Origin of the sequence: Streptomyces sp. NPDC001270, assembly GCF_042896695.1 — a bacterium.
Lineage (GTDB): Bacteria > Actinomycetota > Actinomycetes > Streptomycetales > Streptomycetaceae > Streptomyces.
In genome coordinates this window covers 1-26935 of record NZ_JBIAXM010000043.1, presented here as the reverse complement: position 1 = coordinate 26935, position 26935 = coordinate 1, and the positions used below count along the sequence as shown (strand labels likewise).

23 protein-coding genes and 2 pseudogenes are annotated in these 26935 nt (G+C 71.9%); 20 read left to right on the top strand and 5 right to left on the bottom strand.

The window, feature by feature from the left end; genetic code table 11:
• Positions 1-97 precede the first annotated feature (97 nt).
• Positions 98-1012, bottom strand: coding sequence for an NAD(P)/FAD-dependent oxidoreductase (locus ACFY2B_RS40335; RefSeq protein ID WP_390768061.1), 915 nt, complete (start codon positions 1010-1012; stop codon positions 98-100).
• A gap of 291 nt (positions 1013-1303) precedes the next feature.
• Here ACFY2B_RS40335 and ACFY2B_RS40330 point away from each other — a divergent pair, with 291 nt between their 5' ends.
• A complete protein-coding gene (locus tag ACFY2B_RS40330; protein ID WP_390768035.1) occupies positions 1304-2944 on the top strand; it encodes an ABC-F family ATP-binding cassette domain-containing protein in 1641 nt (546 codons plus the stop codon).
• Between the two features lie 322 nt (positions 2945-3266).
• Here ACFY2B_RS40330 and ACFY2B_RS40325 read toward each other — a convergent pair whose 3' ends face one another.
• Positions 3267-5675, bottom strand: coding sequence for a Tex family protein (locus tag ACFY2B_RS40325; RefSeq protein WP_390768034.1), 2409 nt, complete (start codon positions 5673-5675; stop codon positions 3267-3269).
• A 169-nt stretch (positions 5676-5844) separates the two neighbouring features.
• On the opposite strand from ACFY2B_RS40325, the gene ACFY2B_RS40320 reads away from it, so the two are divergent.
• Both ACFY2B_RS40320 and ACFY2B_RS40315 read left to right on the top strand, forming a co-directional pair.
• Positions 5845-6804, top strand: coding sequence for a GlxA family transcriptional regulator (locus ACFY2B_RS40320; protein ID WP_390768033.1), 960 nt, complete (start codon positions 5845-5847; stop codon positions 6802-6804).
• A 228-nt stretch (positions 6805-7032) separates the two neighbouring features.
• Positions 7033-7677 (top strand): DJ-1/PfpI family protein, encoded by a 645-nt coding sequence (locus ACFY2B_RS40315; protein ID WP_390768032.1) that lies wholly within the window; start codon positions 7033-7035, stop codon positions 7675-7677.
• Here the strand turns inward: ACFY2B_RS40315 and ACFY2B_RS40310 are convergent.
• The gene (locus ACFY2B_RS40310; protein WP_390768031.1) at positions 7655-8410 is read right to left on the bottom strand and encodes an enoyl-CoA hydratase/isomerase family protein; all 756 of its coding nucleotides are present in this window, start codon (positions 8408-8410) and stop codon (positions 7655-7657) included. The two genes, ACFY2B_RS40315 and ACFY2B_RS40310, sit on opposite strands and share 23 nt — an antisense overlap.
• A 223-nt stretch (positions 8411-8633) precedes the next feature.
• Here ACFY2B_RS40310 and ACFY2B_RS40305 point away from each other — a divergent pair, with 223 nt between their 5' ends.
• Complete coding sequence (locus tag ACFY2B_RS40305; RefSeq protein ID WP_390768060.1) at positions 8634-9128, top strand: ATP-binding protein; 495 nt, start codon at positions 8634-8636, stop codon at positions 9126-9128.
• 6 nt (positions 9129-9134) lie between these two features.
• Here the strand turns inward: ACFY2B_RS40305 and idi are convergent, their stop codons facing one another.
• A complete protein-coding gene (idi, locus tag ACFY2B_RS40300; protein WP_390768030.1) occupies positions 9135-9728 on the bottom strand; it encodes an isopentenyl-diphosphate Delta-isomerase in 594 nt (197 codons plus the stop codon).
• A 248-nt stretch (positions 9729-9976) separates the two neighbouring features.
• A pseudogene (locus tag ACFY2B_RS40295) lies at positions 9977-10617 on the bottom strand (cation diffusion facilitator family transporter); the annotation flags it as partial.
• 396 nt (positions 10618-11013) lie between these two features.
• Between ACFY2B_RS40295 and ACFY2B_RS40290 the strand changes: the two are divergent.
• The 16 genes and pseudogenes from ACFY2B_RS40290 to ACFY2B_RS40215 form a co-directional block, all read left to right on the top strand.
• On the top strand, positions 11014-12834 hold the full coding sequence (locus tag ACFY2B_RS40290; RefSeq protein WP_390768029.1) for a DUF5941 domain-containing protein: 1821 nt from the start codon (positions 11014-11016) through the stop codon (positions 12832-12834).
• Entirely contained in the window at positions 12831-13592 is a 762-nt protein-coding gene (locus ACFY2B_RS40285; protein WP_390768028.1) for a sugar phosphate nucleotidyltransferase, read from the top strand. Before ACFY2B_RS40290 ends, ACFY2B_RS40285 begins: the two co-directional genes overlap by 4 nt.
• On the top strand, positions 13580-14641 hold the full coding sequence (locus tag ACFY2B_RS40280) for an iron-containing alcohol dehydrogenase family protein (RefSeq protein WP_390768027.1): 1062 nt from the start codon (positions 13580-13582) through the stop codon (positions 14639-14641). Before ACFY2B_RS40285 ends, ACFY2B_RS40280 begins: the two co-directional genes overlap by 13 nt.
• On the top strand, positions 14619-15398 hold the full coding sequence (locus tag ACFY2B_RS40275; RefSeq protein WP_390768026.1) for a CDP-alcohol phosphatidyltransferase family protein: 780 nt from the start codon (positions 14619-14621) through the stop codon (positions 15396-15398). Before ACFY2B_RS40280 ends, ACFY2B_RS40275 begins: the two co-directional genes overlap by 23 nt.
• A gap of 23 nt (positions 15399-15421) precedes the next feature.
• Complete coding sequence (locus tag ACFY2B_RS40270; protein WP_390768059.1) at positions 15422-16294, top strand: glycosyltransferase family 2 protein; 873 nt, start codon at positions 15422-15424, stop codon at positions 16292-16294.
• A 74-nt stretch (positions 16295-16368) separates the two neighbouring features.
• Positions 16369-17298 (top strand): ABC transporter permease, encoded by a 930-nt coding sequence (locus ACFY2B_RS40265; protein ID WP_376533907.1) that lies wholly within the window; start codon positions 16369-16371, stop codon positions 17296-17298.
• Positions 17291-18079, top strand: a complete 789-nt coding sequence (locus ACFY2B_RS40260; RefSeq protein ID WP_390768025.1) for an ABC transporter ATP-binding protein — start codon at positions 17291-17293, stop codon at positions 18077-18079. Before ACFY2B_RS40265 ends, ACFY2B_RS40260 begins: the two co-directional genes overlap by 8 nt.
• Positions 18080-18438: 359 nt before the next feature.
• The gene (gene hpnC, locus ACFY2B_RS40255) at positions 18439-19341 is read left to right on the top strand and encodes a squalene synthase HpnC (RefSeq protein ID WP_390768024.1); all 903 of its coding nucleotides are present in this window, start codon (positions 18439-18441) and stop codon (positions 19339-19341) included.
• A complete protein-coding gene (hpnD, locus tag ACFY2B_RS40250) occupies positions 19338-20288 on the top strand; it encodes a presqualene diphosphate synthase HpnD (RefSeq protein WP_390768023.1) in 951 nt (316 codons plus the stop codon). The genes hpnC and hpnD overlap by 4 nt, the downstream gene beginning before the upstream one ends.
• Positions 20288-20431, top strand: a complete 144-nt coding sequence (locus tag ACFY2B_RS40245) for a DUF6380 family protein (protein WP_390768022.1) — start codon at positions 20288-20290, stop codon at positions 20429-20431. Before hpnD ends, ACFY2B_RS40245 begins: the two co-directional genes overlap by 1 nt.
• Positions 20428-21855, top strand: coding sequence for a hydroxysqualene dehydroxylase HpnE (hpnE, locus tag ACFY2B_RS40240; RefSeq protein ID WP_390768021.1), 1428 nt, complete (start codon positions 20428-20430; stop codon positions 21853-21855). The genes ACFY2B_RS40245 and hpnE overlap by 4 nt, the downstream gene beginning before the upstream one ends.
• A complete protein-coding gene (locus ACFY2B_RS40235; RefSeq protein ID WP_390768020.1) occupies positions 21855-22988 on the top strand; it encodes a polyprenyl synthetase family protein in 1134 nt (377 codons plus the stop codon). The genes hpnE and ACFY2B_RS40235 overlap by 1 nt, the downstream gene beginning before the upstream one ends.
• A gap of 116 nt (positions 22989-23104) precedes the next feature.
• Positions 23105-25126, top strand: coding sequence for a squalene--hopene cyclase (gene shc, locus ACFY2B_RS40230; protein ID WP_390768019.1), 2022 nt, complete (start codon positions 23105-23107; stop codon positions 25124-25126).
• Entirely contained in the window at positions 25126-25761 is a 636-nt protein-coding gene (locus ACFY2B_RS40225) for a 1-hydroxy-2-methyl-2-butenyl 4-diphosphate reductase (RefSeq protein WP_390768018.1), read from the top strand. The genes shc and ACFY2B_RS40225 overlap by 1 nt, the downstream gene beginning before the upstream one ends.
• A 5-nt stretch (positions 25762-25766) precedes the next feature.
• The gene (gene hpnH, locus ACFY2B_RS40220) at positions 25767-26789 is read left to right on the top strand and encodes an adenosyl-hopene transferase HpnH (protein ID WP_376533890.1); all 1023 of its coding nucleotides are present in this window, start codon (positions 25767-25769) and stop codon (positions 26787-26789) included.
• A gap of 5 nt (positions 26790-26794) precedes the next feature.
• Positions 26795-26935, top strand: a pseudogene (locus ACFY2B_RS40215) (4-hydroxy-3-methylbut-2-en-1-yl diphosphate synthase); the annotation flags it as partial.

Here is a 26935-nt window from a genome sequence, read left to right as displayed (position 1 = left end):
GCCGTCCCACCGGGCTCGCCTGCCCGCCGTCGCCCGGTCGCGCGGCGAGTCGCCCCGGCACCGTCCCCGGACGGTGCCGGGGCCACGGCACCGGCGCTCAGGTGTCGGCCAGGCCGGCCGCCTCCCGGGCACATCCCCAGGCCACGGTCACCCCGGCCCCGCCGTGCCCGTAGTTGTGCACCAACGTCCGCCCGCCCGGGAGCGTCCCGTGCTCCAGCCGTACCGCGGGCCGCGTCGGACGCAGGCCCACCCGGTGCCCCAGCACCCGCGCCCCGGCGATCTCCGGCCGGACGGCCGCGCACCGGGCGACGATCTCCTCGGCGATGCGCGGATCGGGTTCCAGGGACCACTCGTCCGGCCGTGCCGTGCCGCCCAGGATCAGCCCGCCCGGCTGCGGGAAGAAGTAGGCCGAATCGCCCGCGGAGTCGTCGACCGAGGTGAACCAGGTGGTGATCCCCGGGTTCTCCACGACGACCAACTGCCCCCGGACCGGCCGCACCGCCGGATCGGGCACCAGCGCACGGGCGCCGAGACCGGTGCAGTTGACCACGACGGCGGCCGGCACCGCGGCCAGGTCCGCCACCGTTCGCTCCTCGACCACCCCGCCGGCCGCCGTCAGCCGCTCCCGCAGCCACACCAGATGGACCGGCATGTCGACCAACGGCAGCCGCGCCCGCACCCCGTCGCCGTCGTCCGTGGCCCGCAGCTCCGGCACCCGCGCCGCCCACGGCCCCAGGTCCGCCGGGCGGATCCCGAGATGCACGCCGTCCACCATGCGTACGCCCGTCCGCTCGGGCCGCCGCGCCAACTCCTCGTACACGACGAGGGAGGTGAGCGCCCAGTCGCCGACCAGCCGCTCCGGTTCGATGCGGTACGGCCACCACAGCGCGCCGGCCACCGCCGAGGTGGTCCGCTCGACGGGTTCCCGCGTCCACACCCGCACCCGCCGGCCGCCCTCGGCCAGCACCACGGCCGTCGTCAGCCCGACGACCCCGCCACCGACCACGATCACTTCGTCACTCGGCTCATGCTCCACGCGGGGAGATTAGAACCTCGGCGCCCGGACGGCAGGACCCGCGCGCGGATCACGCCGCGCGTGCGGAGGATTTCGTCCCGCCATGCGCACATCCGCGCCGCTCTGGGGGTACTCACACCGCGTCCGGCGCACAGGCGACTTTCGGCCGGCGGCGCGGGCGGCTCTTTCGTCGTGGCCCGCACCGCCGGGGGAGCGCTGGTGGCGCCGGTGACGCGCGGCGATCCCGGCTGAGCACCGGGGCGCCGGACGACTAGGATCGGCGCTCTGATGACTGCCACCCTCGTCGCCAAGAACCTCGCCGCCGGGCACGGCGACCGCTCGCTCTTCTCCGGCCTCGACCTCGTCGTCGCGCCCGCGGACGTGATCGGTCTGGTCGGCGCCAACGGCGCCGGCAAGTCCACGCTCCTGCGGCTGCTCGCCGGTCTCGTCCCGCCCGAGCAGGGCGAACTGCGGCTCTCCCCGCCGACCGCGACCGTCGGCCACCTGCCGCAGGAGCCCGAGCGCAGGCCGGACGAGAGCGTGCGCGAGTTCCTGGCCCGCCGCACCGGCGTCGCCCGCGCCCAGCGCCGGATGGACGAGGCCACCCAGGCACTCGTCGACGGCGCGCCCGGCGCCGACGACGCCTACGCCGCCGCCCTGGAGCGCTGGCTCGGCCTGGGCGGCGCGGACCTGGAGGAGCGGACCGAGGAGGTCATCGACACGCTCGGGCTGGCCGTCGGCCCCGACCAGCCGATGACCTCGCTGTCCGGCGGCCAGGCGGCCCGCGCCGGACTCGCCTCGCTGCTGCTGTCCCGCTACGACGTCTTCCTGCTCGACGAACCCACCAACGACCTCGACCTGGACGGCCTGGACCGCCTCGAATGCTTCGTGACCGGCCTGCGGGCGGGCACCGTCGTCGTCAGCCACGACCGTGAATTCCTCACCCGCACCGTCACCAAGGTCCTCGAACTCGACCTCGCCCAGCGGCAGATCAACCTCTACGGCGGTGGCTACGCGGCCTATCTGGAGGAGCGGGAGGTCGCCCGGCGGCACGCCCGGGACGACTACGAGGAGTACGCCGACAAGAAGGCCGCCCTTCAGGACCGGGCGCAGATGCAGCGTGCCTGGACGGACAAGGGCGTACGCAACGCGCGCCGCAAGGCGGGCAACGACAACGACAAGGCCGGCCGTAAGTTCCGCAGCGAGGCCAGCGAGAAGCAGGCCGCGAAGGCCCGGCAGACCCAGCGCATGATCGAACGGCTGGACGTCGTCGAGGAGCCGCGCAAGGAGTGGGAACTGCGCATGGAGATCGCCTCCGCGCCCCGCTCCGGCGCCGTCGTCGCCACGCTCAGGGACGCGGAGGTGCGCCGTGGGGACTTCGTCCTCGGCCCGGTGTCACTCCAGATCGACTGGGCGGACCGGATCGCCGTGACCGGCGCGAACGGCGCGGGCAAGTCGACCTTGCTCGGCGTGCTGCTCGGCCGGGTCCCGCCGGCCGCCGGGCACGCCGCGCTCGGCTCGGGCGTCCTGGTCGGTGAGGTGGACCAGGCCCGCGCGCTGTTCCACGGCGCGGAGTCCCTGCTGGACGCGTTCCGCGCCGCGGTCCCGGACACCGAGCCCGCCGATGTCCGCACCCTGCTCGCCAAGTTCGGCCTGAAAGCGGACCATGTGCTGCGCCCCGCCGCGACCCTCTCGCCGGGCGAGCGCACCCGGGCCGCCCTGGCACTCCTCCAGGGCCGGGGTGTGAACCTCCTGGTCCTCGACGAGCCGACCAACCATCTCGACCTGCCCGCCATCGAACAGCTCGAATCGGCCCTCGACGCCTACGAGGGCACGCTGCTCCTGGTCACCCACGACCGCCGCATGCTGGACGCCGTCCGGGTCACCCGCCGCCTGGAGGTGGCCGACGGCAAGGTCGGCGAGCGCTGACCGACCGGGCCGACGGCCCGACACGGCCCGGCCGGCCGGCCGGCCGGGGCACCGCTCGCGTCCGGCTCCGGGCCGCCGCGGAAGACAGCTGAGGTACCCGCGGGGCGACGCCCGCGCCTCCCGGCCGGCGGCGCGAGGCGCGCAGCCGACCGGGCGCCGGAGGCGAAGGTGGAAGCGAACGCGGAGCGAGCCGCCCGGCGGCCCCGGCACCGGAGCACAGCCGTACACAACCATCATGCCGCTGCCGAACCGGACGGGGACCGGGCCCGGTTCCTCCCGTCGTACCGGAGGAGCCGGGCCCGGTCCGTTCGAGCGTGTCGGTTCAGCGGCGGTCGTTCTTCGAGTCGAGGAGACCCGCGCGCCGCAGCGCGTCCGCCATCGCGCTGTTGGCGGGCGGCGGTGCCTGACGTCCGCCCCGGTCGCCGCCGCGGCCCTGCCCCTGCCGCTGGCGCTGGCCCTGTCCCTGCCGCTGGCCCTGACGCTGCTGCGGCGGGCGGCCGCCACCGCCGCGCTGCTGCTGCCCCTGCGGCGCGGCCTCGTCGTCCAGCCGCAGCGTCAGCGAGATCCGCTTGCGCGGGATGTCCACGTCGAGGACCTTCACCTTGACGATGTCCCCGGGCTTCACGACGTCCCGCGGGTCCTTGACGAACGTCCGCGACATCGCCGAGACATGGACGAGACCGTCCTGGTGGACACCGACGTCCACGAACGCCCCGAAGGCCGCCACGTTCGTGACCACGCCCTCCAGGACCATCCCGGACGCGAGGTCGGAGATCTTCTCCACGCCCTCCTTGAAGGTGGCCGTCTTGAACGCGGGCCGCGGGTCGCGGCCGGGCTTCTCCAGCTCCTTGAGGATGTCGCTCACGGTCGGCAGTCCGAACGTGTCGTCGACGAACTCGGACGGCTTCAGCGAACGCAGCAGCCCCGTGTTGCCCACCAGGGCGGCCACCTCCTGACCGCTGGTCTTCACCATCCGCCGCACCACCGGATACGCCTCCGGGTGCACGCTGGAGGCGTCCAACGGGTCGGTGCCGCCGCGGATGCGCAGGAAGCCCGCGCACTGCTCGAACGCCTTCGGGCCCAGCCGGGCCACGTTCTTCAGTTCGGAGCGGGACGTGAACGGTCCGTTCGTGTCCCGGTGCGTCACGATGTTCTCGGCCAGGCCGGAGGAGATGCCGGACACCCGCGCGAGCAGCGGCACGGACGCCGTGTTGACGTCCACGCCCACGCCGTTCACACAGTCCTCGACCACCGCGTCCAGCGAGCGGGACAGCTTCACCTCGGACAGGTCGTGCTGGTACTGACCCACGCCGATCGACTTCGGGTCGATTTTCACCAGTTCGGCCAGCGGGTCCTGCAGCCGCCGGGCGATCGAGACCGCGCCGCGCAGCGACACGTCCATGTCCGGCAGTTCCTGCGAGGCGTAGGCGGAGGCCGAGTACACCGAGGCGCCGGCCTCCGACACCATCACCTTGGTGAGCTTCAACTCCGGGTGTTTGGTGATGAGTTCGCCGGCGAGCTTGTCGGTCTCCCGGGACGCCGTGCCGTTGCCGATCGCGACGAGTTCGACCGCGTGCTCCTTCGCCAGCCGGGCCAGGGCGGCGATCGCCTCGTCCCACCGGTTGGCCGGCACGTGCGGATGGATGACGTCCGTCGCCGCCACCTTGCCGGTCGCGTCGACCACGGCCACCTTCACGCCCGTACGGAAGCCGGGGTCCAGGCCCAGCGTGGCACGGGTGCCCGCCGGCGCGGCGAGCAGCAGGTCCCGCAGGTTGGCGGCGAACACGTCGACCGCCTCGTCCTCGGCGGCCGTGCGCAGTCGCAGGCGCAGGTCGATGCCGAGGTGGACGAGGATCCGGGTGCGCCACGCCCAGCGCACCGTGTCCCGCAGCCACTTGTCGGCCGGACGGCCACGGTCGACGATGTCGAAGCGGTGCGCCACCATCCCCTCGTACGACGACGCGGACGTCGGCGACTCGGCCGGCTCCTCCGGCTCCAGGACGAGGTCCAGGACCTCCTCCTTCTCACCGCGCAGCATCGCGAGGACGCGGTGCGAGGGCAGTTCGGTGAACGGCTCGGCGAAGTCGAAGTAGTCGGCGAACTTGGCGCCCGCCTCCTCCTTGCCCTCGCGCACCTTGGCGGCCAGCCGCCCCCGCGTCCACATGCGCTCGCGCAACTCGCCGATCAGGTCGGCGTCCTCCGAGAACCGCTCGGTGAGGATGGCCCGCGCGCCGTCCAGGGCGGCCTGCGGATCGGCGACGCCCTTGTCGGCGTCGACGAAGGCGGCGGCAGCGGCGGTCGGTTCGACCGTCGGGTCGCCGAGCAGGCCCTCCGCAAGCGGCTCAAGACCCGCCTCGCGCGCGATCTGCGCCTTGGTCCGCCGCTTCGGCTTGTACGGCAGGTAGATGTCCTCCAGACGCGCCTTGGTCTCGGCGCCCCGGATCTGCGCCTCCAGCTCCTCGGTGAGCTTGCCCTGCTCGCGCACCGACTCCAGGATCGCCGTCCGTCGCTCCTCCAGCTCCCGCAGGTAGCGCAGCCGCTCTTCGAGTGTGCGCAGCTGCGCGTCGTCGAGCATCTCGGTCGCTTCCTTGCGGTAGCGGGCGATGAAGGGCACCGTCGAACCGCCGTCGAGCAGCTCCACCGCGGCCTTCACCTGCCGCTCCCGTACGCCGAGTTCCTCGGCGATCCTGCCTTCGATGGACCCTACTTCGAGGGACCCGGGTGTCGTCACGATCCCGTACCGCCTTCTCCACTGAGGTTGCGCGGCAATTGTGGCAGGTGGCACCGACAACCCGGGATCAGGGCGCACCCGACGCACGGGCGCGTCGGCCCGTCCGATGGCAGGAAAGGTGGGAAATGCGTCATTGCGGCCGTCGCCGGGGTCGCGAAGAATCGACGGTATGGCGCAGCGAACCGTCCTCGTCGTTCTCTTCGACGAGGTGCAGAGCATCGACGTCACCGGCCCGGTGGAGGTCTTCGCCGGGGCCGAGCTGTGTTCCCCGGGGACGTACCGGATCCGTACCGCGTCCCTGGACGGGGCCGCGGTGCGTACGTCCAGCGGTCTCACCCTGGTGCCGGACGAAGCACTCGACGAGGTGTCCGATCCACACACGCTGCTCGTCACCGGCGGGCCCGGCACCCGACGGTCCGATCCCCGGCTGACCGCGTGGCTGCGCGTCCACGGCCCGCGTGCCGAGCGTCTGGTCTCCGTCTGCACGGGCGCGCTCCGGCTCGCCGAGGCCGGCCTCCTGGACGGACTGCGGGCCACCACGCACTGGGCGTACTGCGACCGGCTGGCCCGCGACCACCCGGCCGTGCGGGTCGACGCGGACCCCATCTACGTACGCGACGGGCGGGTCGCCACCTCGGCCGGGGTCACCGCGGGCATCGACCTCGCGCTCGCCCTCGTCGAGGAGGACCTGGGCCGGGACGTCGCGCTCACGGTCGCCCGCCGTCTCGTGGTCTTCCTGCGCAGGCCCGGCAACCAGGCCCAGTTCAGCGCCCAGCTCGCGGCGCAGACCGCCCGGCGTGAACCCCTCCAGGAGGTGCAGCGGTGGATCACCGAGCATCCGGCAGCGGACCTGACCGTTGAGGCGCTGGCCGCCCGGGCCGCGCTCTCCCCGCGCCACTTCGCGCGCGCCTTCCAGGCCGAGACGGGCATGACGCCCGGCCGTTACGTCGACCGGGTACGCCTGGAACACGCCCGTCGTCTGCTGGAGGACACCGGCGACGGCATCGAGGCGGTAGCCCGGGCCAGCGGCTACGGCACGCCCGAGGCGATGCGCCGCGCCTTCACCAGGGCGCTGGGCGCGCCCCCGGCCGAATACCGCCGTCGTTTCCGCCCCGCCCCGATCGGCTGACCCCGGCCGTGCCGGCCATCGACACCGACCGTGCCGGCCGTCCGGCCCCCGACCGTGCCGCCCGTCCGGCACCAGCCGTCCCGACCGCCTGAGCCCCGACCGACCTGGCCCCGACCAGCCGAGCACCGCACCTGGACACGTCCCGGAGGCGAGCGCGCGCCGCGCACACCCGTGCCCGCGCACCGCGGGCCAGGCGCCGCGTCGTCGTGCCGCCCGGAAAGGAAACCCATGCAGATCGCCATCGTCCTCTTCGACCGCTTCACCGCCCTGGACGCCGTGGGGCCCTACGAGACGCTCGGCCGTCTCCCCGGCGCCGAGACCGTGTTCGTCGCCGAGCACACCGGACCCGTGCGCAACGAGTCGGGAAACCTCGCGCTCACGGCCGACCGGACGCTCGCCGACGTGCCGGGCCCCGACATCGTGGTCGTCCCCGGCGGCCCCGGCCAGACCCCGCAGATGGACAACCCGGTCCTCCTGGACTGGCTGCGGGCTGCCGACGCCACCAGTACCTGGACGACCTCGGTGTGCACCGGCTCGCTGCTGCTCGCCGCCGCCGGACTGCTCGACGGCCGGCGTGCCACCTCGCACTGGCTGGCGCTCGACATCCTGAAGGGGTTCGGCGCGCGGCCGACGGGGGAGCGGGTCGTCTTCGACGGCACGTACGTCACCGCGGCCGGTGTCTCCTCCGGCATCGACATGGGTCTCGCCCTGCTGGGCCGGATCGCCGGCGACGAACAGGCGCAGGCGGTGCAGCTGCTGACGGAGTACGACCCCCAGCCGCCCTACGACGCGGGTTCCCCTGAGAAGGCGCCCGCCCACCTCGTCGAGAGGTTCCGCACCCGTAGCCGCTTCAGCGAGGCGCAGACACGCTGAAGGTGAAGCGCGGCGGGCGGCGCTCCAGGAATGCGGCGACGCCCTCCGCGGTGTCGCCGCTGCCGCCCGCCTGCCGCGCCCAGTGGCCGTCCCGGTCCGTGCGGCCGTTCGCGAACTCCTTGGCCGCGGCCTGCGTCAGCTGCGACCGGGAGGCCAGGATCCGGCCGAACTCCGCCACCCGCTTGTCCAGTTCGCCCTCCGGCAGCACCTCGTCGACGAGCCCCGTGCGCAGCGCCCGGTCCGCGTCGATCAGCTCGCCCGAGAACAGCAGGTACTTGGCGGTGGCGGGACCCACGAGCGAGACCAGCCGCCGGGTCGCGGACGCCGGATAGACGATCCCGAGCTTCGCCGGAGTCACCCCGAACTGCGCCCCGGCCTCGGCGAACCGCAGGTCGCAGGCTGCCGCGAGCTGCGCCCCGCCGCCCACGCAGTGACCCTGCACGGCCGCGAGCGCCGGCTTCGGGAACGCGGCGAGCGCCTCCTCGGCGGCCACGGCGAGCCGCTGCGCCTCCTCGGGCGAGTCCTTGAGGGTCGAGATGTCGGCCCCGGCGCAGAAGGTGCCGCCCTCACCGGTGAGCACCAGTGCCCGCACGCCCGGATCGGCGGCCAGGGCGTCGAGCAGCGGCGGCAGCGAGCGCCACATGGCGGCCGTCATGGCGTTGCGTTTGGCCGGGTGGTGGACCACGACGGTGGCGACCGAGTCGGTGACCGAGTGCAACAGCTGGGGCTCCATGAGCCGGATGCTATCGGGCGTGGTCGGACGAGCCGTACAAACAGAAGAGTTCGCGAAGACGGCCCGCGGGCGACAGGAGCAGTCCCGCACCTGACCAGGTCATACGCCAACGGTCAGAAACGCTCGATCGCAGCTGATTTGTGTTCACTCCGGTGGACCGGAGCGGAGCGTTGCCACCATTCCACGTGTGGTGACAATCGAGTGCGAGGGTGGCGACCGGACCATGGACGACGATGGGCGCAGGTACGGCCCGCGCCCCGGGCGGGACGACCGGCGAACGCCGGATCCACTGCCGTACGAAGGAGTCTGGCGGTTCACCGCCCCCGCCGTCGACGCGTCGGTGCCGCAGGCGCGACACGCCGTCCGGGACCTGCTCGCGCGCCAGGGCGTGCCGGTCTCGGAGGACCTGGTCCACGGGCTGCTGCTGATCGTGTCCGAACTGGTCACCAACGCGGTCAAACACGCGGCGCTGCTGTCGCCGATGCTCGCCGTGGAGGTCGCCGTCGGCGCCGAGTGGGTGCGCGTGTCGGTGGAGGACAGCCACCCCTACCGCCCGACCGCCCTGGAGGCCGACCACGGCCGGACCGGCGGGCGGGGACTGCTCCTGGTGCGCGAGGTGGCCCGGGAGGCGGGCGGCACGCTCGACGTGGCGCACACGGCGAGTGGCGGCAAGGTGATCTGGGCCGCCCTGCCGCTCAAACCCGCTCGGCCGCGGTGAGGTGTCTCACCAGCCTGCGGAATCCCCGGTCAGCTCCCTGATCGCGGGCCGGGCCGCGTTCAGGACGGTCATGAACCAGGTGGAGAAGGTGTCCCGCGCGTGCCGCTCCGCCAGTTGGGCCGGGGTGACGAAGACGGTCGCCGCGACCTCCTCGGGGTCCGGCGCCGCGGTGGCCTGCACCAGACCGACGAACAGGTGGTTGTACTCCTGCTCGACCAGGCCCGAGGCGGGATCCGGATGGTTGTAGCGCACTGTGCCCGCCTCCGCGAGCAACGAGGGCGACACCCCCAGCTCCTCGTGGGTGCGCCGGGCCGCCGCCGCGAACGGCGCCTCGCCCGGGTAGGGATGGCCGCAGCAGGTGTTGGACCACACACCGGGGGAGTGGTACTTGCCGAGCGCCCGCTGCTGGAGCAGCAGCCGGCCGTGCTCGTCGAAGAGGAACACCGAGAAGGCGCGGTGCAACCGTCCCGGCGGTTGATGGGCGGCGAGCTTCTCCGCGGTGCCGATCGTCACACCCTTCTCGTCGACCAGTTCCAGCAAAATCGCCTCTGCGGTGCCGTTCGACGAACTGTGCGTCGTGCTGGCAGGTGTGATCGGCATAACCATCCTTCGCCTCGGTCTTCGCACCCCAAGTCTGCCGTACGAATCCGGCACTCCCGGCACTTCCCCGGCACGTCCGCATGTCCCGCGCGCGGGACGGACCGCGGCCGCTCCGGCCGCCGGAAGGGGGACCCGGTAGACGATCGTGCCCGACGCGTCCGCCCGGGAACCGCCCGGGGCCCCCGAACACCCGATCGAAGGGTGCGCCGGACCGCCGGGCTCCGGCGGGGTGCGTCCCGGGGCATGCGTCACAGGCACACATTCGCCTCGTGCGCCACGTGTCCGCCCGGCTCCAACTGGAAGGTGCAGTGTGCCACGTCGAAGTGGTGTCCGAGACAGCCCCGCAGGTCGTGCAGTGTCTTCTCGTGCCCGACGGCGTTGAGCGTGTCCGAGCGCACGACCACGTGTGCGGAGAGCACCGGAAGACCGGAGGTGATCTCCAGGCGTGCAGGTCGTGGACGTCCTCCACGCCGTCCAGCGCCAGGATGTGCGCACGCACCTGCGCCATGTCGACGCCCTTCGGCGCCGCCTCCAGCAGTACGTCCAGGGTCTCGCGCAGCAGCTTCACCGTACGCGGGACGATCATCAGGCCGATGACCAGCGAGGCGATCGGGTCCGCGGGCTGCCAGCCGGTGGTCAGGATCAGCGCGGCCGAGACGAGCACCGCGAGCGAGCCCAGGGCGTCCGCGGCCACCTCCAGGAACGCGCCGCGCACGTTCAGGCTCTCCTGCCGGCCTCGCAGCAGCGTGAGCGAGATCATGTTCGCCAGCAGGCCGATCGTGCCGAACGCGATGGTCAGCCCGCCCTCGGTGGCGGTCGGCGTCATGAACCGCTGGACGGCCTCCGTAAGGACGTAGCCGCCGACACCGAGCAGCAGCAGGCAGTTGGCGCGCCACCGCCCCGTCCGGGGCGCCGACCGGCCGGCCGGCCGGCGGCGGGGCCGGACGCACCGGGTGTCCCGTGGCGCTGTCCGGACGCCCTTCACATACAGATACGGACGCGCCCCATGTACAGATACATACGGAACATCTGCTGTGTCCGCTCCTGCCTGTTCTGCGGGCGCAACCGTGGGGCGTGGTTTGGCGGTCGGGCCCTGATCGCTGATGATGATCTCGGCAAAGGCCGGGTCAGACCGTGTCGACCGTCCCGTTAACGGCCGGTGAACAAGGTCCCCCAGGTATCCGATAACCTCTGCCGACATGCCGCCCGGGAGCCATGGACGAGCGGCGCCCCGACCCAGCAGACGACCGGCGCGGACGCGTCGGCACCCAGGGAGTGAGTTCGGTTGTCGACCGCCATCGTCACCGGTCAGCCGGTGCCCGGATCGTCACTGGAGAACGATCTGCGGTCCCTCGGCTTCGAGGTGCGGTCGGCCGCGGACGCCGCCGACGCCGCGGCACTCCTCGCCGCCGTACCGGCCGACCGCCGCGTGGCCCTCGTCGATGCCCGTTTCGTCGGCCACCCGCACGCGCTGCGCCTCGGCCTCACCGACCCCCGCTTCCCGCTCGCCGCCATCGCGGGCGCCGTCACCGCCCGGCCGGCCGGCCGTGAGGCCCTGACCCGCGCGCTGGCGCGGCCGACCACGGCTGGCGGCGGCACGGCTCACGGCACGGCGCTGGCCGTGGACAGCCTCGCCGACCGGATCGTCACCGTCCTGGACGCCGACGGCGCCGAGGTGCACCGCCCCGAGCTGGGCAGCCTGGTCGCCGTCGTCCCCGGTGACCCGCAGGCGCGCAACGAGGCCCGGCAGGCCGTCGCCGCCGTCGACGACGAGGCCGTACGCCTGAAGTCGGCCGTGAAGGCCCGCGACGGTTTCTTCACCACGTTCTGCGTCAGCCCGTACTCGCGCTACCTCGCCCGCTGGTGCGCCCGTCGCGGCCTGACCCCCAACCAGGTCACCACCGCCTCGCTGATCACCGCGCTGATCGCGGCGGGCTGCGCGGCCACCGGTACCCGCGGCGGCTTCGTCGCCGCCGGCCTCCTGCTGATCTTCTCCTTCGTGCTGGACTGCACCGACGGCCAGCTCGCCCGCTACTCGCTGCAGTACTCCACGCTCGGCGCCTGGCTGGACGCCACCTTCGACCGGGCCAAGGAGTACGCGTACTACGCGGGCCTCGCCCTCGGCGCGGCCCGCGGCGGCGACGACGTCTGGGCCCTCGCCCTCGGCGCGATGGTCCTGCAGACCTGCCGGCATGTCGTCGACTTCTCGTTCAACGAGGCCAACCACGACGCCACCGCCAACACCAGCCCCACCGCCGCCCTCTCCGACCGGCTCGACAGCGTCGGCTGGACGGTGTGGCTGCGCCGGATGATAGTCCTGCCCATCGGCGAACGATGGGCCATGATCGCCGTCCTCACGGCCGTCGCCACCCCCCGCATCACCTTCTGGGTGCTGCTCGTCGGCTGCGCCTGCGCTGCGGCCTACACCACCGCCGGCCGGGTGCTGCGCTCGCTGACCCGCAGGGCGCACCGCACGGACCGGGCCGCGCGGGCGCTGGCGGACCTCGCGGACTCCGGTCCGCTCGCGCAGGTGCTCGCCCGCGCTGTTCCTCGGGGACTGCCCGGTTTCGCCGTCCCCGCCGCCGCGCTCGTCGGCGGAGCCGTCGTCGTCTGCGCCGCCGCGCTGTCCGACCCCGGCAGCCCACTGCCCGTGGCCGGGGCCGTCGTCTACGCCGTGACCTCGGGCCTCGCCGTCGCCCGCCCCCTCAAGGGCACCCTCGACTGGCTGGTACCGCCCTTCTTCCGGGCCGCCGAGTACGGCACCGTGCTCGCCCTCGCGGCCATATCCGGGGTGAACGGAACCCTTCCTGCGGCTTTCGGCCTGGTGGCCGCCGTCGCCTACCATCACTACGACACGGTGTACCGGATCCGCGGTGGCGCCGGAGCGCCGCCGGCCTGGCTGGTGCGCGCCATCGGGGGGCACGAGGGGCGGACGCTGCTCGTCACCGTTCTGGCCGCGGTGCTCACCGCCGCGCAGTTCAAGGTCGCGCTCACGGTCCTCGCCGTGGTCGTCGCCCTGCTGGTGCTCGCCGAGAGCATCCGCTTCTGGGTGGCCTCCCACCTGGGTGGCGCGCCCGCCGTACACGACGAAGGAGAACCCGCATGATCGGCCTCGTGCTTGCGGCCGGCGCCGGACGGCGCCTGCGGCCCTACACGGACAGCCTCCCCAAGGCTCTGGTGCCGGTGCGTGACGCGGGGCAGTCGGGGATAGAGGACCAGGCCACGGTGCTCGACCTCACCCTCGGCAACTTCGCCGAGATCGGCCTGACCGAGGCCGCGATCATCGTCGGGTACCGCAAGGAGGCCGTGTACGAGCGCAAGGCGGCCCTGGAGCGGACGTACGGCCTGAAGCTCACTCTCATCGACAACGACAAGGCCGAGGAGTGGAACAACGCCTACTCCCTGTGGTGCGGCCGTGACGCCCTCAAGGACGGCGCGATCCTCGCCAACGGCGACACCGTCCACCCGGTCTCCGTCGAACGGACCCTGCTGGACGCCCGCGGCGGCGACAAGAAGATCATCCTCGCCGTGGACACGGTGAAGTCGCTGGCCGACGAGGAGATGAAGGTCGTTGCCGAGCCCGGCAGGGGCATGCGGCGGATCACCAAGCTGATGGACCCGGCCGAGGCCACCGGCGAGTACATCGGCGTCACCCTCATCGAGGGCGACGCCGCCCCCGAACTGGCCGCCGCGCTCAGGACCGTGTGGGAGGCCGATCCGCAGCAGTTCTACGAGCACGGCTACCAGGAACTCGTCGACCACGGCTTCCGGATCGACGTGGCTCCGATCGGCGACGTGCGCTGGGTCGAGATCGACAACCACGACGATCTCGCCCGGGGACGGGAGATCGCGTGCCAGTACTGACCCGGCTCATCCCCTCGCCGGTCGTGGTGGACATCCGCCCGGGTGCCCTCGACGACCTGGCCGGTGTGCTGGCCGACGAACGCATCTCGCACTCCGGGCGGCTGGCCGTCGCCGTCAGCGGCGGCTCCGGCGCGCTGCTGCGCGAGCGGGTCGCCCCCTCTCTGCCGGGCGCCTCCTGGTACGAGGTCGGCGGGGGCACCCTCGACGACGCGGTCCGGCTGGCCGGGGCCATAAAGGCCGGCCGCTACGACGCGGTGGTGGGCCTCGGCGGCGGCAAGATCATCGACTGCGCCAAGTTCGCCGCGGCCCGGGTCGGCCTGCCGCTGGTCGCCGTCCCGACGAACCTCGCGCACGACGGCCTCTGCTCGCCCGTCGCCACCCTCGACAACGACGCGGGCCGCGGCTCCTACGGCGTGCCCAACCCGATCGCGGTCGTCATCGACCTGGACGTGATCCACGAGGCCCCCGTCCGTTTCGTCCGCTCGGGCATCGGCGACGCGGTCTCCAACGTCAACGCGATCGCCGACTGGGAGCTGGCGAACCGTGTCACCGGCGAGAAGATCGACGGCCTGGCCGCGGCGATGGCCCGGCAGGCCGGCGAGGCCGTGCTGCGGCACCCGGGCGGCATCGGCGACAACGACTTCCTCCAGGTGCTCGCCGAAGCGCTGGTCCTCAGCGGTGTCGCGATGTCCGTGTCGGGCGACTCCCGCCCGTCCTCCGGCTCCTGCCACGAGATCAACCACGCCTTCGACCTGCTGTTCCCCCAGCGCGCGGCGAGCCACGGCGAGCAGTGCGGGCTGGGCGCGGCCTTCGCGATGTACCTGCGGGGGGCGCACGAGGAAGCGGCGTACATGGCCGAGGTGCTGCGCAGGCACGGCCTGCCGGTCCTGCCGCACGAGATCGGCTTCACGGCGGACGAATTCGTCCGGGTCGTGGAGTTCGCTCCGGAGACCCGGCCGGGCCGCTACACGATCCTCGAACACCTCGACCTCAAAACCCATCAGATCAAGGACATCTACGTCGACTATGTCAAGGCCATCGGTAGCTGAACTGCGTACGGTCGTCCATCCCCCCGGGGTCAAGGACCGGCGCAGCGGCGAGCACTGGATGGGGCGCCTCTACATGCGCGAGGTGTCCCTGCGCGTGGACCGCTATCTGGTCACCACGCGGGTCACGCCCAACCAGCTCACCTACCTGATGACCGTCTTCGGCGTCCTCGCCGCCCCGGCGCTGCTGGTGCCGGGGATCGCGGGCGCCGTGCTCGGCCTGCTGGCGGTCCAGCTGTACCTGCTGCTGGACTGCGTCGACGGCGAGGTCGCCCGCTGGAAGCAGCAGTACTCGCTCGGCGGGGTCTACCTGGACCGGGTCGGTGCCTATCTGACCGATGCCGCGGTCCTGGTCGGCCTGGGGCTGCGTGCCGCCGACCTGTGGGGGCCCGGCCGGATCGACTGGCTGTGGGCCTTCCTCGGGACGCTCGCCGCGCTCGGCGCGATCCTCGTCAAGGCCGAGACGGACCTCGTGGGCGTGGCCCGTCACCAGGGCGGGCTGCCGCCGGTCGCGGAATCCGCCGCCGAGCCGCGCTCGTCCGGGATGGCGCTGGCCCGCAGGGCCGCCGCGGCCCTCAAGTTCCACCGGCTGATCCTCGGGATCGAGGCCACCCTGCTGATCCTGGTCCTGGCCGTGGCGGACGCGATCAGGGGCGATCTGTTCTTCACCCGGCTGGGCACCGCGGTGCTGGCCGGCATCGCGCTGCTGCAGACCCTGCTGCACCTGGTGTCCGTCCTCGTCTCCAGCCGGCTGCGGTGAGCGCCGTGGACACCTCCCCACCGCTGCGGGTCGGCGCGGTGATCATCACCATGGGAAACCGCCCCGACGAACTGCGCGCCCTGCTCGACTCGGTCGCCAAACAGGACGGCGACCCGGTCGAGGTGGTCGTCGTCGGCAACGGCTCGCCCGTGCCGGACGTCCCCGAGGGCGTACGCACCATGGAACTGCCCGAGAACCTGGGCATACCGGGCGGTCGCAACGTGGGCACGGAAGCCTTCGGACCCGGCGGCCGCGACGTCGACATACTCCTCTTCCTCGACGACGACGGACTGCTCGCCCGCCACGACACCGCCGAGCTGTGCCGCACGGCCTTCGCCGCGGACCCGCGGCTCGGCATCGTCAGCTTCCGCATCGCCGATCCGGAGACCGGCGAGACCCAGCGCCGGCACGTGCCGCGGCTGCGCGCCGCCGACCCGATGCGCTCCTCCCGGGTCACCACCTTCCTCGGCGGTGCCAACGCCGTCCGCACCAGGGTCTTCGCCGAGGTCGGCGGCCTGCCGGACGCGTTCTTCTACGCCCACGAGGAGACCGACCTGGCCTGGCGCGCCCTGGACGCGGGCTGGATGATCGACTACCGCTCCGACATGGTGCTGTACCACCCGACGACCGCCCCCTCCCGGCACGCGGTGTACCACCGCATGGTCGCCCGCAACCGGGTCTGGCTGGCCCGCCGCAACCTCCCCGCGCTCCTGGTCCCGGTGTACCTGGGGGTCTGGCTGCTGCTCACCCTGCTGCGCCGCCCCTCCCGCTCGGCCCTGCAAGCCTGGTTCGGCGGGTTCCGGGAGGGCTGGGCCACCGCGTGCGGGCCGCGCCGGCCCATGAAGTGGCGTACGGTGTGGCGGCTGACCCGACTGGGCCGGCCCCCGGTGATCTGACAAGCTCGGTCCAAGGGGGCCGCGCGGCGCCTGGACGAACTCGATGACGCATTCGAAGAGGAAAGTTTCCACGCGTGAGTGAGACAGCGCACGACGGCGGGATCGCGACGACCGCGGCCCGGTCGTCCGACGAGGGACTGACGCCGGGGCAGCTCGCCGTCAAGTACGGGCTGACCGTGAGCGGCGCCCGGCCTTCGCTCGGTGAGTACGTCCGGCAGCTCTGGGGGCGGCGGCACTTCATCCTCGCCTTCTCCCAGGCGAAACTGACGGCCCAGTACAGCCAGGCCAAACTCGGCCAGGTGTGGCAGGTGGCCACCCCGCTGCTGAACGCGGCCGTCTACTACTTCATCTTCGGCCTGATCCTCCACGCCAGCCGGGGCATGTCGCACGACGTGTACATCCCGTTCCTGGTGACCGGTGTGTTCGTGTTCACCTTCACGCAGAGTTCGATCATGTCGGGCGTGCGCGCGATCTCCGGCAACCTGGGTCTGGTGCGGGCCCTGCACTTCCCGCGGGCCTCGCTGCCGATCTCCTTCGCGCTCCAGCAGCTCCAGCAGCTGCTCTTCTCGATGATCGTGCTGTTCGTGGTGGCGGTCGGCTTCGGCAGCTATCCCGGTCTGTCCTGGCTGCTGATCGTGCCGGCGCTCGCGCTGCAGTTCCTCTTCAACACCGGGCTCGCGCTGGTCATCGCCCGCCTGGGAGCCGGGACGCCGGACCTGGCCCAGCTGATGCCGTTCGTGCTGCGGACCTGGATGTACACCTCCGGCGTCATGTTCTCGATCAACAAGATGCTCGAAGGCCGTCCCGAGTGGATCGTGCGCGTGCTCCAGGTCAACCCGGCCGCGGTCTACATGGACCTGATGCGCTTCGCGCTCATCGACGGCTACGGCTCCGCGAACCTGCCGCCGCACGTCTGGGGCATCGCCCTCTTCTGGGCCGTGGCCGCCTTCGCCGGGGGGTTCGTGTACTTCTGGAAGGCGGAGGAGAGGTACGGCCGTGGCTGAGCAGAACACCGGACAGCCCGTCCCGACCGTCATCGCGGAGGACCTGCACATCGTCTACCGCGTCAACGGCGCCCGTACCGGCAGGGGCAGCGCCACCGCCGCCCTCAGCCGCATCCTCGGGCGGGGCTCCGACGACGCGGCACGGGGCGTGCGCAAGGTGCACGCCGTGCGCGGCGTGTCGTTCATCGCCCACCGGGGCGAGGCCGTCGGTCTGATCGGCTCCAACGGGTCCGGCAAGTCCACCCTGCTGCGGGCCATCGCAGGGCTGCTGCCCGCCGAGAGCGGCAAGGTCTACACCAACGGCCAGCCCTCGCTGCTCGGGGTGAACGCGGCCCTGATGAACGACCTCACCGGCGAGCGCAACGTCATCCTGGGCGGTCTGGCCATGGGCATGTCGCGCGAGGAGGTCAGGGAGCGCTACCAGGACATCGTCGACTTCTCCGGCATCAACGAGAAGGGCGACTTCATCACCCTGCCCATGCGCACCTACTCCTCCGGCATGGCGGCCCGGCTGCGGTTCTCCATCGCCGCGGCCAAGGACCACGACGTCCTCATGATCGACGAGGCGCTGGCCACCGGTGACCGCAAGTTCCAGCGGCGCTCCGAGGACCGCATCCGGGCGCTGCGCAAGGAAGCCGGCACCGTGTTTCTGGTCAGCCACAACAACAAGTCCATCCGGGACACCTGCGACCGGGTCCTGTGGCTGGAGCGCGGTGAACTGCGGATGGACGGACCGACCGACGAGGTGCTCAAGGAGTACGAGAAGTTCACGGGCAAGTAGCCCGACACGCCCGGGGCCCCGCCGGAACCTTTCCGGCGGGGCCCTTCGTGTGCAAAAGAAACGTCAACTCGGGGTCCGTCAAGGAATCTTGGAGGCAATCGGTGTGTTGTTGTGATGTGCAGGACACCCCCACGGACCTCGCTGCGTTGTACAACGTAAACTGTATCGGTCCCGGAAAGTGGCAAGTGGGGCGATAATGCGCGACACCCTCCGCCGGGCGCCGTCGCGGGCGGCTGGGCGGCGTGTCCGAAATAGTGTGTATTGGTTTGGCAGTGTAGAACGGGAGATGTGACGGCAATGGCTACGGAAACTCCCCAGCTCAGCGCAGCATGTGCCGTCCCCGCCGCGGGCAGTGCCCGGTGACGGGAATCGACACGGCGCGCCTGGGAAGCCCGGAGCGCGGCACGCTCGACAAGGCCGCGGGCGAGAACTTCCCCGTGGCTCCGTTCTTCCTGCCCAGACCCTGGCGCGACGACCTGATGGCGGTCTACGGCTTCGCCCGCCTCGTCGACGACATCGGCGACGGAGACCTCGCCCCGGGCGGTGCCGACGCGCGGCTGCTCGGTGTGCCGCCCGCGGACGCGGAGGACCGGCTCGTGCTCCTCGACGCCTTCGAGGCCGATCTGCGCCGCGTCTTCGACGCCACCCCACGCCACCCGCTGCTGCTGCGCCTCCAGCCCACGGTGCGCCGCCGCTCCCTGACCCCCGAACCCTTCCTCGGCCTGATCGCGGCCAACCGCCAGGACCAGCTCGTCAAGCGGTACGAGACCTACGACGACCTCCTCGCGTACTGCGAACTGTCCGCCAACCCCGTCGGCCGCCTCGTCCTCGCCGTCACCGGCACCTCGACCCCCGAGCGGATCCGTCTCTCCGACTCGATCTGCACCGCGCTGCAGATCGTCGAACACCTCCAGGACGTGGCCGAGGACCTCGGCCGCGACCGGATCTATCTGCCGGCCGAGGACATGAAGCGTTTTCGTGTCCAGGAGGCGGATCTCGCCGCGAAAACCACGGGCGCATCAGCGCGCGCCCTGGTTGCGTACGAAGCTCAACGCGCCCGCGACCTCCTGAATGAAGGCGCCCCCCTGGTGGGTAGCGTCCACGGCAGGTTGAAGCTGCTGCTCGCGGGATTCGTGGCGGGGGGGAGGGCGGCGATCCGGGCGATCGCCGCTGCCGAATACGACGTACTTCCCGGCCCGCCCAAGCCCGGCAAGGTCCAGTTGCTGCGCGAGGTGGGCGTGACTCTGCGAGGAGAGGGGTGATCCGGGCTGTGGAGTCGGAAGTGAACGTGTCCGCACCGGTACTCGCCGCCTATAGCTACTGCGAGGCCGTGACCGGGCAGCAGGCCCGTAACTTCGCGTACGGCATCAGGCTGCTGCCGACGCCCAAGCGGCGCGCGATGTCGGCGCTGTACGCCTTGTCCCGGCGTGTCGACGACATCGGCGACGGTGGGCTGGCGGACGACGTCAAGGCCACGCGGCTCGACGAGACCCGGGCGCTGCTCGCCCGGGTCCGTGCGGGTGCGGTCGCCGAGGACGACACCGACCCGGTCGCCGTTGCCCTCGCCCATGCCGCGCGGGTGTTCCCGATTCCGCTCGGGGGCCTGGACGAACTCATCGACGGCGTGCAGATGGACGTCCGCGGTGAGGCGTACGAGACCTGGGACGACCTGAAGGTGTACTGCCGCTGCGTGGCCGGGGCCATCGGCCGGCTCTCGCTCGGCGTGTTCGGCACGGAACCGGGGGCCCGCGGCGCCGAGCGCGCCTCCGAGTACGCCGACACGCTGGGCCTCGCCCTGCAGCTGACCAACATCCTCCGGGACGTCCGGGAGGACGCCGAGGGCGGCCGTACCTATCTGCCGGCCGACGACCTCGCCAAGTTCGGCTGCTCGGCCGGGTTCAACGGACCGACGCCGCCGGAGGGTTCCGACTTCGCGGGTCTCGTGCACTTCGAGGTGCGGCGGGCCCGGGCCCTTTTCGCCGAGGGCTACCAGCTGCTGCCCATGCTCGACCGGCGCAGCGGCGCGTGCGTCGCCGCCATGGCCGGGATCTACCGCCGGCTGCTCGACCGCATCGAGCGCGAGCCCGAGGCCGTGCTGCGCGGCCGGGTCTCGCTGCCCGGGCACGAGAAGGCGTACGTCGCCGTGCGCGGGCTGTCCGGACTCGACGCCCGGCACGTGGCCCGGCAGACCGTCAGGAGGCGTGCCTGATGGACGCGAGAGGACAGGAAGACCCCGGCGACTCCGCCGGGGAACGAGCAACCCTCCGGTGCGGCGCGGCGTCCCTGACTGAGATGACCTGCCGCGTGCCGTGCCACCGGCGTGGCGGGCGGGCACGGGAGGACGCACGATGACCGACGGCAAGCGGTCCGAGGGGCCACAGGCGGACATCCCGGGGCACACCGGACGCAGCGCCGTCGTGGTCGGCGGCGGTCTCGCCGGTGTCACGGCCGCGCTCGCGCTCGCCGACGCAGGCGTCCGCGTCACGCTCCTGGAGAGCAGGCCCAGACTGGGCGGCCTCGCCTTCTCCTTCCAACGCGGCGACCTGACCGTGGACAACGGCCAGCACGTGTACCTGCGCTGCTGCACCGCCTACCGCTGGTTCCTCGACCGGATCGGGGGAACGGAGCTGGCGCCGGTGCAGAACCGCCTCGACGTACCCGTCCTCGACCTCGCCAGACCCGAGGGACGGCGACTCGGCAGACTGCGGCGCGATCCGCTGCCCGTACCCCTGCACCTGGGCCGGAGCCTGGCCTCGTATCCGCACCTGTCACTCGCCGAGCGGGCCAAGGTGGGGCGTGCCGCGCTCGCGCTCAAGGGACTCGACCTCGCCGATCCGACCCTGGACACACAGGACTTCGGCGGCTGGCTGGCCGCTCATGGCCAGTCGGCGCGCGCCGTCGAGGCCCTCTGGGACCTGGTCGGGGTCGCCACCCTCAACGCGGTCGCGGGCGACGCCTCGCTGGGGCTCGCCGCGATGGTGTTCAAGACCGGTCTGCTGTCCGACCCGGGCGCCGCCGATATCGGCTGGGCTCATGTGCCCCTGGGTGAACTGCACGACCGTCTGGCCCGCAAGGCGCTCGACTCTGCGGGTGTCCGTACCGAGATCCGTACACGTGTCACCTCCGTCTCCACTGATGAGAACGGCGGATGGAGCGTTCAGGTTCCCGGTGAGACGCTGCGTTCCGACGCGGTCGTGCTCGCCGTGCCTCAGCGCGAGGCCCACGGTCTGCTCCCGCCCGGCGCCCTCGACGACCCCGACCGGCTGCTGCGGATCGGCACAGCGCCCATCCTCAACGTCCATGTGATCTACGACCGTACGGTGCTGAACAGGCCGTTCTTCGCGGCCCTGGGCACCCCGGTGCAGTGGGTCTTCGACCGCACCCACGCCTCCGGGCTGCGCACCGGCCAGTATCTGGCCGTGTCCCAGTCGGCCGTGCAGGACGAGATCGACACCCCCGTGGCCGTGCTGCGCGAGCGCTACCTGCCCGAACTGGAGCGGCTGCTCCCCGGCGCGCGCCAGGCGGAAGTGAAGGACTTCTTCGTGACCCGGGAGCGCACGGCGACGTTCGCCCCCACCCCGGGCGTCGGACGGCTGCGGCCCGGCGCCCGCACCAATGCCCCCGGCCTCTGGCTGGCCGGAGCGTGGACCGCCACCGGGTGGCCCGCGACCATGGAGAGTGCGGTCCGCAGCGGTGTGAGTGCCGCGGACGCGGCGCTCAGCGCCCTGGGCAGGCCCCGCCCGAGTCACCTCTTCGCGTTCGAGGAGGCGGCCTGATGCCCGATCGGCATGCGGCAGGCCCCCGCACCCCCCGTACTGCAAGAAGAGGAGAGACCGTGCCCACTGTGCCCGAGGCCGCGACGGCCGCTCAAGCGACCGCGGTCGACGTGACCGCGCTCCTGGAGCGTGGCCGGACCCTGGCCACACCGGTACTGCGGGCGGCCGTCGACCGCCTGGCCCCGCCCATGGACACCGTGGCCGCCTATCACTTCGGCTGGATCGATGCCCTGGGCAACCCCGCCGACTCGGACGGCGGCAAGGCCGTGCGCCCCGCGCTCGCCGTGCTGTCCGCCGAGGTCACCGGCGGTGCGCCGGAGACCGGTATCCCCGGTGCGGTCGCCGTCGAACTGGTCCACAACTTCTCGTTGCTGCACGACGACCTGATGGACGGCGACGAACAGCGCCGGCACCGCGACACCGTCTGGAAGGTGCACGGCCCCGCCCAGGCCATCCTGGTCGGCGACGCCCTGTTCGCCCTCGCCAACGAGATCCTGCTGGAACTGGCCACGGTCGAGGCGGGCCGTGCCACCCGCCGGCTGACCACCGCCACCCGGGCCCTGATCGACGGTCAGGCACAGGACATCTCCTACGAGCACCGCGACCGCGTCAGCGTCGCGGAGTGCCTGGAGATGGAGGGAAACAAGACCGGAGCCCTGCTCGCCTGCGCCTCCTCCATCGGCGCGGTGCTCGGCGGCGCGGACGACCGCACCGCCGACACGCTGGAGAAGTACGGCTACCACCTCGGCCTGGCCTTCCAGGCCGTCGACGACCTGCTCGGCATCTGGGGCGACCCGGAGGCCACCGGCAAGCAGACCTGGAGCGACCTGCGCCAGCGCAAGAAATCCCTGCCGGTCGTGGCCGCGCTCGCGGCGGGCGGCTCCGCCTCGGAGCGGCTCGGCGAGATGCTCGCCGCCGACGCCAAGAGCAGCGACTTCGCGAACTTCTCCGAGGAGGAGTTCGCGGCTCGTGCGGCCCTCATCGAGGAAGCGGGCGGCCGTGAGTGGACCGCCGAAGAGGCGCGCCGCCAGTACACCATCGCCATCGAAGCCCTGAACGCCATCGACATGCCCGAGCAGGTTCGGGCCCGGTTCACGGCGCTCGCCGACTTCGTAGTAGTCCGAAAGAGATGATCACTATCAGTCGAATGACCCTCGCGTAGTCGCCGGCCGGTGTCGAGGGATGACAGACATCGGCCGACGGCGGACCCACAGCAGCACGACTTGCACGACTGCAAGAAGGGGAAGCCATGACAGCGACGACCGACGGAAGTACCGGGGCCACTCTGCCGCCCCGCGCTGCCTCGGCCAGCGAAGTCCAGCTCACAACCCCCGCGGCGGACGGGGTAAAAAACGCCGCCACACGCGCCGTACAGCGCGCCACCGACTTCCTGCTCACGCAGCAGGACGCCGAGGGCTGGTGGAAGGGCGACCTCGAAACGAACGTCACCATGGACGCCGAGGATCTGCTTCTGCGCCAGTTCCTGGGCATCCGCGACGAGGCGACGACCCGCGGCGCGGCTCTCTACATCCGCGGCGAACAGCGCGCGGACGGCTCCTGGGCCACCTTCTACGGCGGCCCCGGGGAGCTCTCGACCACCATCGAGGCGTACGTCGCCCTCCGGCTGGCCGGCGACGCGCCCGACGAACCGCACATGGCCAAGGCGTCCGCCTGGGTGCGCGAGCGGGGCGGGATCGCCGCCGCCCGCGTCTTCACGCGGATCTGGCTGGCCCTGTTCGGCTGGTGGAAGTGGGAGGACCTGCCGGAACTCCCGCCCGAGCTGATGTATTTCCCGAAGTGGTTCCCGCTGAACATCTACAACTTCGGGTCCTGGGCGCGGCAGACCATCGTGCCGCTCACCATCGTCTCGGCGAAGCGCCCGGTGCGTCCCGCGCCGTTCGCGCTGGACGAGCTGCACACCGATCCGGCGCGCCCCAATCCGCCGCAGCCGCTCGCTCCGGCGCTGAGCTGGGACGGCCTGTTCCAGCGGCTGGACAAGGTGGTGCGCGGCTACCGCGCGATCGCCGTGCGCCGGCTGCGCGGCGCCGCGATGAACACCGCGGCCCGCTGGATCATCGAGCGACAGGAGAACGACGGCTGCTTCGGCGGCATCCAGCCGCCGGCCGTCTACTCGGTCATCGCCCTGCACCTGCTGGGCTACGACCTCGACCACCCGGTGATGCGGGCGGGCCTGGAATCGCTGGACCGGTACGCCGTGTGGCGCGAGGACGGCTCCCGCATGATCGAGGCATGCCAGTCCCCGGTGTGGGACACCTGCCTGGCCGTGATCGCCCTCGCCGACGCGGGCCTGCCCGCCGAGCACCCGCGGCTCGTCAAGGCCGCCGACTGGATGCTCGGCGAGGAGATCGTGCGGCCCGGCGACTGGTCGGTCAAGCGGCCCGGACTCCCGCCGAGCGGCTGGGCGTTCGAGTTCCACAACGACAACTACCCCGACACCGACGACACCGCCGAGGTGCTGCTCGCCCTGCGCCGGGTCAGGCACCACGACCCGGACCGGGTCGAGAAGGCCATCGGACGCGGGGTGCGCTGGCTGTTCGGCATGCAGTCGAAGAACGGGGCGTGGGGCGCGTTCGACGCCGACAACACCAGCCCGTTCCCCAACCGGCTGCCGTTCTGCGACTTCGGCGAGGTCATCGACCCGCCGTCGGCCGACGTCACCGCGCACGTCGTCGAGATGCTCGCGGTCGAGGGCCTGGCCGACGACCCGCGCACCCGGCGCGGCGTCGACTGGCTGCTGGCCGCACAGGAAACGGACGGCTCGTGGTTCGGACGGTGGGGCGTCAACTACGTCTACGGCACCGGATCCGCGGTGCCCGCGCTGGTCGCGGCCGGGCTGCCCACCTCGCACCCGGCGATCCGGCGCGCCGTCTCCTGGCTGGAGTCGACCCAGAACGACGACGGCGGCTGGGGCGAGGACCTGCGCTCCTACGACGACGACAAGGACTGGAGCGGGCGCGGCGCCTCGACCGCCTCACAGACCGGGTGGGCGCTGATGGCGCTGCTGGCGGCCGGGGAGAAGGAGTCCAAGGCCGTCGAGCGTGGCGTCCAGTGGCTGGCCGAGACCCAGCGTGAGGACGGCTCCTGGGACGAGCCGTACTTCACGGGCACCGGCTTCCCCTGGGACTTCTCCATCAACTACCACCTCTACCGGCAGGTGTTCCCGCTCACCGCGCTCGGCCGGTACGTGCACGGCGAGCCCTTCACCGACCGGGGTGTCGGAGCGCCCCGCGCCGCCGGAGAGGGGGGCTGATGAGTACCCAGCCCGCCCCGCTGCTGATCGCCTGCGCGCTCGGCATCGAGCACTTCGCCCTGCGCGCGGGCGAGCGTGGCGGGGCCGACGGGCCGGTCACGGTCCTGCGGACCGGGATGGGGCCGAGGGCGGCGGAACGCTCCGTCGCCCGGGCCCTCGCCGAACCGGCGCTCGCCGGGGCCGCCGTGGTGGCCACCGGCTTCTGCGCGGGTCTCGCCCCCGGTATGCACCCCGGCGACCTGGTGGTCGCCGAGGAGACCCGGGACCCGCGGGGCGACGTCCCCTGCGCGGGGACCGACCTGCTCGTCAAGGAACTCACCCGGACCGTGCCCGGACGCACGGTCCACACCGGCCCGCTCACCGGCTCCGACCACGTGGTCCGGGGCAACGAGCGGTCGGATCTCCTCGACACCGGCGCGATCGCGGTCGACATGGAGTCGGCCGCCACGCTCCTGAGCGCCGTGCGGACGGGCGAGCGACCCGTTGCCGCGGTCCGGGTGGTCGTGGACGCTCCAGAACATGAACTCGTCCGGATCGGCACGGTGCGCGGTGGAATATCCGCTTTCCGTGTTCTTCGCTCTGTCCTTCCTGCATTTTTTGAATGGCACCGTTCTTTGCTGCTCCCTCGGAGGTGAGCCAGATGGCCATGCCACTGCGTCAGTCCATCAAGGTCGCTACATACCTGGCTGAACAGAAATTCCGCAAGCGCGACAAGTTCCCGCTCATCGTCGAGCTGGAACCGTTGTTCGCCTGCAACCTCAAGTGCGAGGGCTGCGGCAAGATCCAGCACCCGGCCGGGGTGCTCAAGCAGCGCATGCCGGTGGCCCAGGCCGTCGGCGCGGTGCTGGAGTCCGGCGCGCCGATGGTGTCGATCGCCGGCGGCGAGCCCCTCATGCACCCGCAGATCGACGAGATCGTGCGGCAGTTGGTGGCCAAGCGGAAATTCGTCTTCCTGTGCACCAACGCCATGCTGCTGCGCAAGAAGATGGACAAGTTCACGCCCTCGCCCTACTTCGCCTTCGCCGTGCACATCGACGGGCTGCGCGAGCGGCACGACGAGTCCGTTGCCAAGGAAGGCGTGTTCGACGAGGCCGTGGCGGCGATCAAGGAGGCCAAGCGACGCGGTTTCCGGGTCACCACCAACTCGACCTTCTTCAACACGGACACCCCGCAGACGATCGTCGAGGTGCTCAACTTCCTGAACGACGACCTCCAGGTCGACGAGATGATGATCTCGCCCGCCTACGCCTACGAGAAGGCCCCCGACCAGGAGCACTTCCTCGGCGTCGAGCAGACCCGCGAACTGTTCAAGAAGGCGTTCTCGGGCGGCAACCGGCGGCGCTGGCGGCTCAACCACTCCCCGCTCTTCCTGGACTTCCTGGAGGGCAAGGTCGACTTCCCGTGCACCGCGTGGGCGATCCCGAACTACTCGCTCTTCGGCTGGCAGCGTCCCTGCTACCTGATGAGCGACGGGTATGTGCCGACGTACCGCGAACTGATCGAGAAGACCGACTGGGACAAGTACGGCCGCGGCAAGGACCCGCGCTGCGCCAACTGCATGGCGCACTGCGGCTACGAGCCCACCGCCGTGCTCGCGACCATGGGATCGCTCAAGGAGTCGCTGCGCGCCATGCGCGAGACGGTCTCCGGGAACCGGGAGTGACACGTATGACCGCAATTTCCCTCGGTGTCCCCGAGATCCCGCCCCGGCCGATCGCCGAGCGCCGCGTGTCGCGGCAGATCCATGTCGGTTCGGTGGCGGTGGGTGGGGACGCGCCGGTTTCGGTCCAGTCGATGACGACGACGCGT

Coding starts and splice junctions, on each gene's coding strand:
- ACFY2B_RS40285 (WP_390768028.1), top strand. CDS start 12,831: ATGATCGGCCTCGTGCTTGCGGCCGGCGCCGGACGGCGCCTGCGGCCC.
- ACFY2B_RS40225 (WP_390768018.1), top strand. CDS start 25,126: ATGAGTACCCAGCCCGCCCCGCTGCTGATCGCCTGCGCGCTCGGCATC.
- ACFY2B_RS40275 (WP_390768026.1), top strand. CDS start 14,619: ATGTCAAGGCCATCGGTAGCTGAACTGCGTACGGTCGTCCATCCCCCC.
- ACFY2B_RS40310 (WP_390768031.1), bottom strand. CDS start 8,410: ATGGAGCCCCAGCTGTTGCACTCGGTCACCGACTCGGTCGCCACCGTC.
- hpnH (WP_376533890.1), top strand. CDS start 25,767: ATGGCCATGCCACTGCGTCAGTCCATCAAGGTCGCTACATACCTGGCT.
- shc (WP_390768019.1), top strand. CDS start 23,105: ATGACAGCGACGACCGACGGAAGTACCGGGGCCACTCTGCCGCCCCGC.
- ACFY2B_RS40235 (WP_390768020.1), top strand. CDS start 21,855: ATGCCCGATCGGCATGCGGCAGGCCCCCGCACCCCCCGTACTGCAAGA.
- idi (WP_390768030.1), bottom strand. CDS start 9,728: ATGCCGATCACACCTGCCAGCACGACGCACAGTTCGTCGAACGGCACC.
- ACFY2B_RS40320 (WP_390768033.1), top strand. CDS start 5,845: ATGGCGCAGCGAACCGTCCTCGTCGTTCTCTTCGACGAGGTGCAGAGC.
- ACFY2B_RS40245 (WP_390768022.1), top strand. CDS start 20,288: ATGGACGCGAGAGGACAGGAAGACCCCGGCGACTCCGCCGGGGAACGA.
- hpnE (WP_390768021.1), top strand. CDS start 20,428: ATGACCGACGGCAAGCGGTCCGAGGGGCCACAGGCGGACATCCCGGGG.
- ACFY2B_RS40305 (WP_390768060.1), top strand. CDS start 8,634: ATGGACGACGATGGGCGCAGGTACGGCCCGCGCCCCGGGCGGGACGAC.
- ACFY2B_RS40315 (WP_390768032.1), top strand. CDS start 7,033: ATGCAGATCGCCATCGTCCTCTTCGACCGCTTCACCGCCCTGGACGCC.
- ACFY2B_RS40330 (WP_390768035.1), top strand. CDS start 1,304: ATGACTGCCACCCTCGTCGCCAAGAACCTCGCCGCCGGGCACGGCGAC.